Raw genomic sequence first — 12,138 nt, 5'->3', positions numbered from 1 at the left:
GGGCGAAGTGCGCGCGCACTTCGCCGGCATTTCACGACTCAGCTGAACCAGGGGTTCCCGCCACAAGGGCGGGAATGACGAGAGGGTATGGGGATAGGCGGTAGCCAATCCCCATCAACCGACAAACAAAACCCAGCCCGATCAACCCCTTACAAAAATCCTGATCGCGCCAATCAGACGCACTGAAAACGTCCGGCATAATCATCCCACCTCGTCGCGGGGAAGGGCGCTTGGCCAGCGACCGAAGCGGCGGCGGGGTGTGGTCGAGCGGGAAGCTCAATCGATGGCAGGAAGAGGACACTGTGCTCTTGGGCTGCCAACCCTGTCGTGTCTGGCGGCGGTCGGCCGTGGATCACAGAAACGACGTCACGGCAGGGGTCGGGCGAGCAGCAGGCCGGTTCGGGAGAACCGGCAGTCCGGGTCGGGGTCGCACCCCGGTCCGCCCGTCGGAGGCTTCAAGGCGGCGAGGCCCAAACAGGGCTCAAGCGCCGCGCGCCTCTGAAAGAACGACCGCGCGGAGCGCTCGTCTTCGTCGAAACGGTATTTTCTATCCTTCATCCGGGCGAGGCCCGGGCGCTTCGCGACCCTTCCCATCACCATCGCAGCATTTTTTGCGCGAGGTTGCAGACGCACGCCTTCTCCCTTCCCCCTTGGATGGGGGAAGGGAGTCAACAGCACAATGAGCATTCCCGCCTTGAACCCGCTATGCCGAGCGCTCTAAACCACCCTCGCCGCCCTTGCCCTCCCGAGTTGACCGCCCCATGGACCAGGACACCCGATTGATCCGCGCCGGCCACGGCCCGACCGCAGCGGCCAAGACGGTCAATCCGCTGATCCAGCGGGGCTCGACCGTGCTGATGGCCGACGCAGCCTCGCTGTATGACGACGACCAGGTCACCTACGGCATCACCCGGCTGTCGACGCCGTCGGCCCTGCAACAGGCCCTGGCTGAGCTAGAAGGTGCCGAGAACGTCACCCTCTATCCGTCGGGGCTCGCGGCCCTGACCGGAGCGCTGATGGCCGTTCTGAAGGCCGGGGACGAGATCCTGGTGGTCGACAGCGTCTACAAGCCGACGCGACGCTTCTGCGACCGGTTCCTGGGCCGCTACGGCGTGACCACCCGCTACTACGATCCGGCCCTGTCGGCTGAGGCCCTGCTGGCCCTGGCGACCGACCGGACCCGGCTGATCCTGCTGGAAGCCCCCGGCTCCCTGACCTTCGAGATGCAGGATGTTCCGGCCATCGCGGCCGCCGCCAACCACCGGGGCATCCTGACCCTGATCGACAATACCTGGGCCGCCGGCCTGCTGTTCAAGCCCCTGGCCCATGGCGTGACCCTCAGCGTCCAGGCCCTGACCAAATATGTCGGCGGCCATTCCGACTGTTTCATGGGCAGTGTGGCGACCAATGATCCGGCGATCATCGCCCTGCTCGACGAGGCCATGTGGGATGTCGGCTGGTCGGTGTCGTCCGACGATGCCTACACCATGCTGCGCGGTCTGCGCACCCTGACCACCCGCCTGCCCCGCCATGCCGAGAACGGCCTGACCGTGGCCCGCTGGCTGCAGACCCGGCCCGAAGTGTCGCGGGTGCTGCACCCCGCCCTGCCCGGCGATCCGGGCCATGCGATCTGGAAGCGCGACTTCACCGGAGCCTGCGGCCTGTTCGGCGTGGTCCTCAAGCCCGTCCGGGCCAAGGCGGTCCATGCCTTTATCGACGCTCTGCAGCTGTTTGGCCTCGGCTTCTCATGGGGCGGCTACGAGAGCCTGGCGATCCATTGCGATCCGCAGCTCCACACCCGCACCGTCCCGACCGGCCTTGAGGGCCCACTGCTGCGCCTGCATGTCGGGCTGGAAAGCCCGGACGACCTGATCGCCGACCTCACCCGCGCCCTTGCCGCCCTGACCCAGGAAGCCTGACCCCATGACCACCCATATCGCCCTTCTGCGCGGGGTCAGCGTCGGCGGCCAGCAGCCGATCGACGCGGCGACCTTCGTCGCCCTGCTCGGCGATCTGGGTCTGCAGCAGGCCCGCGCGGTCAGTGGCGCGAACAATCTGGTGTTTGACAGTCCAGAGCGGACCGGAGCCGAACTGCAGGCCTTTCTGGAAACCGAGATCATGGCCCGGCTGGGGCTGCGTACCGATGTCTATGTCCGCACAGCCCAGGCCTGGGCCGCGATCATCGCCGCAAATCCGTACACGGATTTTGCCGAGAACGATCCGGGTCTGCTGATGACCCTGTTTCTCAAGGACGCGCCCGACAAGAAGATCATCGGGGCCCTGCGCACCAGGCTGACCGGCGGCGAGCAACTGCGGGTCGAAAGCCGGCAGCTCTACGTCACCTATCCCAACGGGGTCGGCGGCTCGAAGTTCAGCAACGGCATGATCGAAAAGGCGCTGTCGACGCGGATCACCGGACGGCCCTGGACGGTCGTCCAGGCCCTGGGCGAAGCCACGTCAGCGGTCAGCGACTGAAAGAGAATGGCGCGCCCTGCTGGATTCGAACCAGCGACCGCTCGCTTAGAAGGCGAGTGCTCTATCCAGCTGAGCTAAGGGCGCGGATCGCGAGTCGGGACCTAATGGGTCCAGGGCTGGCGGCGGCCGGCGGCGAAATTGTCCGCATAGGCCTTGATGATGCGCTTGGGAGTCTTCGGGTCGAACAGCTGGAAGGCCAGGCCATGCTTCTGGGCATAAGCCACGGCTTCTTCGCGGGTCTCGAACGTCAGGCGAACCTGGCCGTTCATGTCGCTGGACTGGGTCCAGCCCATCAGCGGGTCCGACTTGCGGGCCGAAGCCGGTTCGAACTCGAGCAGCCAGTCCTTGGTCTTGGCCTTGCCGGACTGCATGGCGGTCTTGGCGGGGCGATAGATGCGAGCCAGCATGAATCTCTCCAAAGGCCAGAATTCTTGTCGATGGTCGGAGCGGCAGGATTTGAACCTGCGACCCTCTGGTCCCAAACCAGATGCGCTACCAGACTGCGCTACGCTCCGAAACACCGGCAGGCGGCTGCTCTACAGGGGTTCGGCGCGCGGATCAAACACGAACACCGTAAATCGTCGCAATCAGGGCTTGGGGAAAATCCGGTGCAGAACCCTGTCCCCGGGCAGGATGCCCAGCTCTGCGGCCCGGCCACCCGCGATTTCCAGAACGCCGAGGATCATACCGCCGGACGGCAGCGGGGTCTCGTCATGCGGCCGCGCATTGCGGACGATCGACAGGATCTTGCCGCTCGGGGCTATGTAGAGAATGTCCAGCGGGATCAGGGTGTTCTTCATCCAGAACGCTGCGGGCTGGGGCCGGGCGTAGGTGAACAGCATGCCCCGATCAGGCGCGAGGCTCTTGCGGAACATCAGTCCCTGCCGCTGCTGCGCGAGCGTCGCGGCAATCTCGACCTGAAAACGAACGCGGCCGCGACCGGTGATGATTTCAACGGTTTCCGCAGCCGCCGCCGGTTTGGCCTGAACGGACGCCGCCGCGAAGGCTCCGCCGAGAGCGGCCAGAAAAGCTCGCCTGTGGATCGGATTACTCAACGCCACGACAACTCCGCCCAGGATCAGATGCCCCGCAAACGGGGGCGACTCCCCGAGCCTAGCGCGTCCGGCCCCGGATTAGAAAGGGCCGGAAGTCGCTCAGGCCTCGCCGGGATTGATCTCGGCGACCACCAGACCCTTGGGGCCCTTGGCAAAGCGGACCAGCACGTCATCGCCGGGCTGGAGGTCTTCCAGGCCGCCCCGACGCAGAGTCTCGATATGGACGAAGATGTCGCCCGGCTCGGCATCACGCACGACAAAGCCGTAGCCCTTGGTGCGGTTGAACCACTTGACCTTGGCGTGCTCGGCAGGGCCCTCCGGTGCCAGGGCCTGGCGCCCGCCGCTGCTGTCCATCCCGGACCGGAAGCCGCCGCCCATGGCGTCACGCTCACGTCGGGGTGGCGCGTCGGCAAAGGTCCGGCGCGGACGCTCCAACGGAACCGGCGCGGACGTCTCGTCGAGGTCGACGACCTCGCTGACCTGCCAGCCCTTGGGTCGCCGCACGACGTCACAGACGATGACGGCCCCCTCAAGCGCCGTTTCACGTCCGCAGTTCCGCAGCGAGGTCACATGCAGAAGGACGTCCTTGAGACCGGTCTGACCGGGGTCGTCGGGCACAATGAACCCATAGCCCTTGCCGGCATCAAACCACTTGATGCGACCGCTGATCCGAACGAGATCCTCATGCGCGGCCACTGTATCGAAATCGTAACCAGACATTCCGCCCCTCTGGCCCGCCCGAAAAACAGATGGAGCGAGCACCAACGCGATAACAGTGTTCTCGCGTGAGGAGAGCCGTCAATGGCGAATTCGCGCCAAACGCATGGCAGGGCGCTATCCGCGACATTTCGTCGCGGACACAGATGGGAAATAATTAGCAATGACGTGAGGCTGGTAGTCCCTAGGGGAGTCGAACCCCTCTCTCCAGAATGAAAATCTGGCGTCCTAACCGATAGACGAAGGGACCACATCATCGTCCGGAGACGGAGACATTGTCAGAGAGCCGTAGTCTAGACCTCGCGGGTGGTAGTCCCTAGGGGAGTCGAACCCCTCTCTCCAGAATGAAAATCTGGCGTCCTAACCGATAGACGAAGGGACCACGGCCCCGCGAGGAAGCGGGTGTATAGCCGCGCCCTTCTGGACACGCAACCCGCCCGGAAGCATTTTTTCGGGGTGTCCACAGCCACGCTGAACCTCATCCCCGCCACAGATCGTCTCGGCACGAAAACCGACTGACCGATCAAGCGCTTGGCCCGGAAACACCTCAGGCTTCAGCCGTCCTGGCCCGCGGATCTGCAGCGTCCTCGATCTCCAGCTGGACGCCGTTGCGCCCCATATAGTCGTCCGGCTTCAGACGCCCGGCCACATGCAGCGCCCCACCGCCAGCCAGCAGGCGACGACCAAGATCGGTTTCGGCACTGCGCCAGGAGATGGCCTTCAGCCGCTCACCTGTCGGTCCGACGAGATCCATCCGGACATGCCCGCCTTTCAGCGCCATGACCCGGTCCGGCCTGACGGCCGTCAGGGCAAACATCGGCTCCGGATTGCCCGGGCCGAACGGGGCAAGACGCTGGAAGTCCTCGTAAAGCGCCCGGTCTGCGGCCCTGGGCTGCACCAGCGCATCGATCTCCACGGCTTCGGGTCCGACCGCTTCCATCTCGCCAGACAGGCGTTCTTCGAGAAAGGCCCGCAGCTCCGGGATGGTATCCGGCCGGATGCTGAGCCCCGCGGCCATGGCATGACCGCCTCCCGACATCAGCAGTCCCGCCTCATAGGCCGACTGGATCGCCGCCCCCAGATTGACGCCCGGCTGCGACCGCCCCGAACCCTTCCCGACATTGGCCGCACGATCTATGCCGATCACGACGACGGGCTTTCGGTAACGCTCCCGCAGCCGGCCGGCGACGATGCCGATCACGCCGGGATGCCACCCCTCCCCGGCCACCACGATGACGGAAGCGTCCGGGTTGAAATTGCTGCCGCGTTCCAGAACCGCGACAGCCTCCTCGACCACGCCGGCCTCCACCGCCTTGCGTTCGGTATTGAGGCCGTCCAGCTCCTCGGCCAGCATCCTGGCCTCTTCAGGGTCGTCCGTTGAGAGGAGCCGCGCCCCGAGATCCGACCGCCCGATCCGACCGCCGGCATTGATGCGGGGCCCCAGCACAAAGCCGGCATGGAACACCGAGGCTGGGCCAGTCCCCTTGCCGACCTCAAACAGGGCCTTGAGACCAGGATTGGCCCAGTTGGACATCACGCGCAGGCCGAGCGTGGTCAGTGCCCGATTGAACCCCACGAGCTGGGTGACGTCGCACACCTCGCCCAGGGCCACCAGATCCAGCCACTGGCGTGGATCCGGCTGCGGTCGTTCATCGGTGAACAGCCCCCGCTTGCGCGCCTCGCGGTTCAGGGCGGTGAGCAGGACAAAGGTCACCCCGGCTGCGGCCAGGACGCCCTGCCCGCTCTGGCATCCGGGCCGGTTGGGATTGACCACAGCCGCCGCTGCGGGTGGATCCTCGCGCATCAGGTGATGGTCAATGACCACCACCTCCAGGCCGATCGTCGCCGCACTGGCGATGGCGTCATAGGCCGCCGCACCGCAATCGAGGGTGACGACCAGCTCGGCCCCGGACTCGCGGATGGTCTTGAAGGCCGCCGGACTTGGACCATAGCCCTCGGTCAGGCGATCCGGGATGTAGATCGGCAGTTCGACGCCCATATGGCGAAACCACCGGACCAGTTGAGCCGCGCTGGTCGCGCCATCCACGTCATAGTCGGCGAAGACCATGGTCGGGCGGCCGGCGACGAGCGCATCGATCAGGATTTCGGCCGCCCGGTCCATGTCGGTAAAGCTGGAGGGGTCAGGGAACAGGGCCTTGAGGGTCGGGCTCAGATAGTGATCGGCTTCACCCGCCTTGACGCCGCGAGCAGCAATGGCGCGAGCCAAGGGCTCGGAAAGGCCGTGCGACTGCTGGTGGGCTCTGACGGCGACAGGATCGACCGGCCTTGCACGCCAGGCCCGTCCGCTGAGCGATCGGGTGACATCGAGGAAAGCTTCGCCCCCGGCATCCGCATGAAGGTCAGCAGCCATGGCTCAGCGCCCTCCACAATGAGGGCGGGCGGCTTGGAAGGATTTGACGGAGAGAACCATTCCGGACCCTAGCCCGTTTGGCGGATTCGCTCCATGCGACGTCAGGCCAGCTCGTGCATCGGGCTACCCCGGGCCTCGCTCCGAACCCGCCGCTTCATCCGAACTTCACGGACGGTGCCGGTCGACGAGTTCATCACCAGGGTATGGGTGTGGACGAAGCCGTCCTTATAGGTAACGCCTTCCAGAAGCGCGCCCCAGGTCACGCCCGTGGCGGCAAAGATCGCATCGGCGCGGACGATGTCATGGAGATCGTACTTCCGGTCCAGGTCCGTGACGCCCCAGCGAACAGCCCGGGCGCGCTCGTCGGCGTTGCGAAACAGCAGACGCCCCTGAAACTGCCCGCCGACACACTTCAGGGCTGCGCAGGCCAGGACCCCTTCGGGAGCCCCGCCCGAGCCGACATAGAGATCAATTCCCGTCGAGGGATCCGAGGTGTTGATTACGCCGGCCACATCGCCATCCGTGATCAGATGAACCCGCGCCCCGACCGAACGCACGGAGGCGATGATCTCTGCATGGCGCGGACGATCCAGCACGCACACCGTGATTTCCGAAGGCGCGACGCCCTTGGCTGCGGCCAGGGCCTGGACGTTCTCCGCTGCGGTCTTGTCGAGGTCGATCACGCCCGCTGGATAGCCCGGACCACAGGCGATCTTGTCCATATAGGTGTCAGGTGCGTTCAGCAGCGTTCCCTTGGGCGCCCAGGCCATGACGGCCAGAGCATTGGGCATGGCCTTGGCGGCAAGCGTGGTACCCTCAAGCGGGTCCAGCGCGATGTCGATGGCGGGTCCGCCCTTGCCGACCTTTTCACCGATATAGAGCATGGGCGCTTCGTCGCGTTCGCCCTCGCCGATCACGATCTCGCCGTCGATGTTCAATTCGTTCAGCGCATTGCGCATCGCATCGACTGCGGCCTGGTCAGCCGCCATTTCGTCGCCGCGTCCGACCATGGTCCAGGAGGCAATTGCAGCCGCTTCGGTCACGCGCACTGCGTCCAGGACCAGTGAGCGGTCCAGGGTGTTCGAACTCATCCGTCTCTCCCAGCCCGTGGCGAGGCTATTCCCAATGTCGTCTCGTGCCGCCTTGCCGACGGCTTTTTAGATGCGCGCAACGCGCAACAGACGGGGACGCTCTAGCACGGCCTGAAGTTTTTCGATGCGCGCAATTGCATCCAGCAGGTTGGATTCAGGTGTCGCATGGGTGACGAGCACAATGGGGACCCCACCCGCTCCTTCAACAGGCTTCTGCAGGAAGCTGTCGATCGAAACCCCGCATTCGGCGAGTGTTTCGGAGATGGCGGCGATCGCGCCGGGCTCGTCGCGGACCATGATCCGCAGATAGGCCTTGCCGACCGACTTGCTGGGATCAACGGCAACAAACGGCTTCAGATCGCCGGCCGGAGCCTGGAAGACCGGGCGAACGGCCTTGGTCATCACATCAGCAATGTCGGCGGCCACGGCAGCGGCTGTCGGGCCAGCGCCCGCACCGGGGCCCTGCAGGAAAATGCGACCCACCCGGCGACCTTCAATGAACAGGGCATTGAGTGCCCCGCCGGCCTGGGCCAGCGGATGCTCCAGCGGAGCCAGAGAGGGATGCACCTTCACGGCCACGCCGTCTGTTGTGCGCGAAGCCGAGGCGACCAGCTTGATCCGGTAGCCGAGATCCTTGGCCAGCTTGATGTCCAGGAGTTCGACAGCTTCGATGCCCTCGATCTCTGCGGCGGCGAAGTTGGGGGCGCAGCCGAAGGCCAGGGCCGCCAGGATGCTGATCTTGTGGCCGGCATCAAAACCGCCGACGTCCATGGTCGGGTCGGCCTCGGCATAGCCCAGGGCCTGGGCTTCGCGCAGCACGTCGCCGAACGAGCGGCCCGTCTTCTCCATCTCGCTGAGAATGAAATTGCACGTGCCGTTGAGAATGCCGGCCACCGAGTCGATGTCGTCGCCAACCATCGCCTCGCGCATGAGCTTGACGGCCGGTACGCCGCCCATGACGGCAGCCTCGAACAGAAGCGGCACACCGTTCGCCTCGGCCAGGGCCGCCAGCTCCGCGCCATGCTCCGCGATCAGGGCCTTGTTCGCCGTGACAACAGGCTTTCCGGCCTTCAGGGCGGTTTCGACCGCAGCCTTGGCCGGCCCGTCGCTACCGCCGACGAGTTCAATGAAGAGATCGATGTCGGGTGACCCGGCCAGGGCGACGGGATCGTCGAACCAGGTCAGGCCAGAGATGTCGATCGTGCGCGGGCGGGACTTCGACCGCGCCGAAACCGCCGTCACAACCGCACGATCGCCAGCCGGAGCGAAGGTTGGCCGCTCGGCGAGAAACTGCAGCAGTCCGCCGCCGACCGTACCCAGTCCCGCAACGCCGACACGCCAGGTTTTGTTCGTCATCTTCACGTCCTATCGCGGGAACGTGGCGACGACCTATCGAAGACCGTCGCCACGACACTGAAGTCCATTCGAGCAAGCTTTTCAGCCGCGCTCGACCGTATTGTGGGCCTTGGCCAGGATAGCGTCGGCATTGGCGATGAATTTCTTCACGTTGCGGGCCGCCTGCTTGATCCGGTGCTCGTTTTCAACCAGCCCGATCCGCACATAGCCCTCGCCATACTCGCCAAAGCCGATCCCCGGAGCGACGGCGACGCCGGCTTCCTCGATCAGCAGGCGCGAGAACAGCATGGAGCCGGCCGCCTCGAAGGCCGGCGGGATCTTGGCCCAGGCAAACATGGAGGCCGGAGGATTGGGAATGTCCCAGCCCGCACGCTTCATGGACGACACAAGGGTATCGCGACGCCCTTTGTAGATGGCCCGGATCTCGTCAACGCAGTCCTGCGGACCGTTGAGCGCTGCCGCGGCAGCGACCTGGACAGGCGTATAGGCCCCATAGTCCAGATAGGACTTCACCCGCGCCAGAGCGGCGCAGATGCGGGCATTGCCGACCACCATGCCGACGCGCCAACCGGCCATCGCATAGGTTTTCGACAGTGAATTGACCTCGACCGCAATGTCCTTGGCCCCATCGACCTGCAGCACCGAAGGCGGAGGATTGTTGTCGAAATAGATCTCGCCATAGGCGACGTCGCTGATGACCAGCAGGTCATGCTTCTTCGCCAGGGCTATGGCGTCCTTGTAGAAGTCCAGATCAACCCACTGGGCCGTCGGGTTCGACGGATAGGACAGGATCAGCACGGTCGGCGGCGGGGCCGAATGCTTCACGGCCCGGCTGATGTTCGAGAGATAGTCCTCCGGCGACAGGGCTGGAACATGCCGGATAACCCCGCCCGCCATGATGAAGCCGAAAGCATGAATCGGATAGGCGGGATTGGGGCAGATGATCACATCGCCAGGCGCTGTCAGGGCCTGGGCCAGGTTGGCGAAACCTTCCTTGGAGCCCAGAGTGGCGATCACCTCGGTGTCTGGGTTCAGCTTCACGCCGAAGCGACGGTCGTAGTAGCTGGCCATGGCCTTGCGCAAACCCGGGATGCCCTTGGACGCCGAATAGCGTCCGGCCTTGGGGTCACGGGCGGTCTCGATCAGCTTGTCGACAATGTGTGGCGGGGTCGGCATGTCGGGATTGCCCATGCCGAAGTCGATGATGTCCGTTCCCTCGGCACGCAGGCGCGCCTTGATCTTGTTGACCTCTTCGAAAACGTAAGGCGGAAGGCGACGGATGCGATGAAAATCGGTGCTCATTTGGGGGCTCAATGCGCCGCTCCGGCGCGTCGGGAGCAAAAGTCGGGCATGGATAGACCCCAAGCGGGGCCGCGCCAAGCCAGTTTAAGGATGATTATGCCTCCGTCGCCCTATTGGGGCTGGGACGGAGGCGCGGTAGCTCGGCCGCGGGCGGCCTTGGCGAAAGCTTCGGTTTCCGCGCGGTCTGCGTCGGTGGGCGCGCCGAAGTCCGGAGCCTTGGCAGCGGCCCGGGCCTTGGCGGCGAAGGCTTCCGTGCCAGAAAGCGTGAACAGGCCCGCGTCGACCTTGCGGCGAAGCGCCTCTCCGGCCGCCTGCTCCTCAGCGACCGCAGCCTTGAAGCCCGCAGCCGAACGCACATCACCCGGAACGGCCGGGATGGCAGAAAAAGTCGGGAGCGCGCCCCGTCGATCGGCCGCTACACGGGTCGCATCGGCTACAGGCGAAGCGGGATCAACGGCAGCATTCGAGAACGGCAGGGCGCAACCGGCGACAGCCAGCGCCGTAAAACCCGTGAGTACGCCGAGACGTACGATTTTGCCTGTTTCACCGTTCATCTTGTCTCTGGTCTTATGCGATGATCGCGGCAAGCGAAAGGCCGTGCGCGGCAGGTTGCGAGCCGATCCGGAAGAAACACGCGGGAGGAACCAGCATGGCGACGGCGAAAACACCCTCGAAGCCCCGTAAAGCGGCGGCCCCGAAGGCAAAAACCACCTCCGCCAAGCCAAAGAAGGCCGTTCCGCCGCCCGCTCCCGAGGCCGCGCCGAAACCCAAAACCGAATCAGCCAAGGCCACCCGGCCGCCCACGCCCCCGCCTGTTCCGAATTTCGACAGCATCGTTTCGCCAGACCAACGCCAGATGCTGGAAACGCTTTCTGCCAATCTGGCGCGGGCGGCCGTCACGGCGCAGGGGGCAATCGCCGAGGCTGCGCTTCGCCAGGCCGACCGGCCGGCCGCCCTGACGCCAGACCCCTTCCATGTCGCCCCGGCCATGAACGAGGTGATGTCGCGCCTCGCCGCCCAGCCGGACAAGCTGATGCGCGCCCAGGCCGACCTCTTTGGTCGTTACATGGATCTTTGGCAGTCTGCGGCCCGTCGCGCCGCCGGCGAAGAGCCCCAGCCTGTCGTGACCCCTGCAAGCGGAGACAAGCGCTTTAACGACCCCGACTGGGTTTCCAATCCGATGTTCGACATGATGAAGCAGTCCTATCTGCTCTCGTCGAACTGGTTGAACAGCCTGGTTTCCGGTGTCGAGGGGGTGGATCCGTCGACCAAGCGGCGCGTCGAGTTCTTCACCAAGATGCTCACCGACGCCTTCTCACCGTCGAACTTCCTTATCTCGAACCCCGCCGCACTCCGGGAGGCCATGCAGACCAACGGCGAGAGCCTGGTCCGCGGCATGGAGAACTTCGCAGCCGACCTGGAGCGCGGTGGCGGCCAACTGGCCATCAGCCAGACTGATCTTGAGAAGTTCAAGGTCGGCGAGAACGTCGCGACGGCTCCAGGCAAGGTCGTCTACCAGAATGACATCCTGCAACTGCTGCAGTTCGATCCCACCACCGAGCAGGTCCACGAAATTCCACTGCTGATCTTCCCGCCCTGGATCAACAAGTTCTACATCATGGACCTGCGTCCCGAGAACTCGATGATCCGCTGGCTGACGGGTCAGGGCTTTACGGTCTTCGTGGCCTCATGGGTCAATCCCGATGCCAAACTGGCCGCCAAGACCTTCGAGGACTACATGCTCGAGGGCGTCTATGACGCGACCCAGCAG

At 65.0% G+C, this 12,138-nt stretch carries 11 protein-coding genes, 4 tRNA genes and 1 pseudogene; 3 read left to right on the top strand and 13 right to left on the bottom strand.

The annotated features are described in order from the left end of the window. Positions 1-761 precede the first annotated feature (761 nt). Both metC and DBR10_RS03830 read left to right on the top strand, forming a co-directional pair. On the top strand, positions 762-1,919 hold the full coding sequence (metC, locus tag DBR10_RS03835; RefSeq protein WP_108506138.1) for a cystathionine beta-lyase: 1,158 nt from the start codon (positions 762-764) through the stop codon (positions 1,917-1,919). 4 nt (positions 1,920-1,923) lie between these two features. After that, the gene (locus DBR10_RS03830; RefSeq protein WP_108506137.1) at positions 1,924-2,475 is read left to right on the top strand and encodes a DUF1697 domain-containing protein; all 552 of its coding nucleotides are present in this window, start codon (positions 1,924-1,926) and stop codon (positions 2,473-2,475) included. A gap of 7 nt (positions 2,476-2,482) precedes the next feature. Here DBR10_RS03830 and DBR10_RS03825 read toward each other — a convergent pair. The 13 genes from DBR10_RS03825 to DBR10_RS19675 form a co-directional block, all read right to left on the bottom strand. Continuing rightward, positions 2,483-2,559, bottom strand: a tRNA-Arg gene (locus DBR10_RS03825). A 17-nt stretch (positions 2,560-2,576) separates the two neighbouring features. Then, a complete protein-coding gene (locus DBR10_RS03820; protein WP_108506136.1) occupies positions 2,577-2,882 on the bottom strand; it encodes an ETC complex I subunit in 306 nt (101 codons plus the stop codon). A 31-nt stretch (positions 2,883-2,913) separates the two neighbouring features. Continuing rightward, a tRNA-Pro gene (locus DBR10_RS03815) sits at positions 2,914-2,990 on the bottom strand. A gap of 72 nt (positions 2,991-3,062) precedes the next feature. Further along, positions 3,063-3,557 (bottom strand): DUF192 domain-containing protein, encoded by a 495-nt coding sequence (locus tag DBR10_RS03810; protein WP_108506135.1) that lies wholly within the window; start codon positions 3,555-3,557, stop codon positions 3,063-3,065. A gap of 72 nt (positions 3,558-3,629) precedes the next feature. Further along, a complete protein-coding gene (gene cspD / locus DBR10_RS03805; protein ID WP_108506134.1) occupies positions 3,630-4,250 on the bottom strand; it encodes a stationary phase survival cold shock domain protein CspD in 621 nt (206 codons plus the stop codon). A gap of 172 nt (positions 4,251-4,422) precedes the next feature. Beyond that, positions 4,423-4,497: transfer RNA gene (locus DBR10_RS03800), tRNA-Glu, on the bottom strand. A gap of 57 nt (positions 4,498-4,554) precedes the next feature. Further along, positions 4,555-4,629 (bottom strand) — tRNA-Glu (locus DBR10_RS03795). Positions 4,630-4,794: 165 nt separating this feature from the next. Beyond that, positions 4,795-6,618 carry a single-stranded-DNA-specific exonuclease RecJ gene (gene recJ / locus DBR10_RS03790; RefSeq protein ID WP_108506133.1) on the bottom strand — a complete coding sequence of 608 codons (1,824 nt, stop codon included), beginning with the start codon at positions 6,616-6,618 and terminating at the stop codon, positions 4,795-4,797. Between the two features lie 101 nt (positions 6,619-6,719). Then, positions 6,720-7,709: a class II fructose-bisphosphatase gene (glpX, locus tag DBR10_RS03785; protein ID WP_108506132.1), complete on the bottom strand. Its 990-nt coding sequence runs from the start codon at positions 7,707-7,709 to the stop codon at positions 6,720-6,722. A 66-nt stretch (positions 7,710-7,775) separates the two neighbouring features. After that, a complete protein-coding gene (locus DBR10_RS03780) occupies positions 7,776-9,065 on the bottom strand; it encodes a homoserine dehydrogenase (RefSeq protein ID WP_108506153.1) in 1,290 nt (429 codons plus the stop codon). A gap of 81 nt (positions 9,066-9,146) precedes the next feature. Next, entirely contained in the window at positions 9,147-10,367 is a 1,221-nt protein-coding gene (locus DBR10_RS03775; RefSeq protein WP_108556147.1) for an LL-diaminopimelate aminotransferase, read from the bottom strand. 110 nt (positions 10,368-10,477) lie between these two features. After that, positions 10,478-10,921, bottom strand: a complete 444-nt coding sequence (locus tag DBR10_RS03770) for a hypothetical protein (RefSeq protein ID WP_108506131.1) — start codon at positions 10,919-10,921, stop codon at positions 10,478-10,480. 13 nt (positions 10,922-10,934) lie between these two features. Next, complete coding sequence (locus DBR10_RS19675) at positions 10,935-11,201, bottom strand: hypothetical protein (protein ID WP_108506130.1); 267 nt, start codon at positions 11,199-11,201, stop codon at positions 10,935-10,937. 22 nt (positions 11,202-11,223) lie between these two features. On the opposite strand from DBR10_RS19675, the pseudogene DBR10_RS19670 reads away from it, so the two are divergent. Further along, positions 11,224-12,138, top strand: a pseudogene (locus DBR10_RS19670) (class I poly(R)-hydroxyalkanoic acid synthase); the annotation flags it as partial.

The organism is Caulobacter sp. HMWF025 (assembly GCF_003060965.1).
Taxonomy (GTDB): domain Bacteria; phylum Pseudomonadota; class Alphaproteobacteria; order Caulobacterales; family Caulobacteraceae; genus Caulobacter.
Note: the sequence above shows the minus strand (reverse complement) of the source record. Positions and strands in the feature narration are given on the sequence as shown.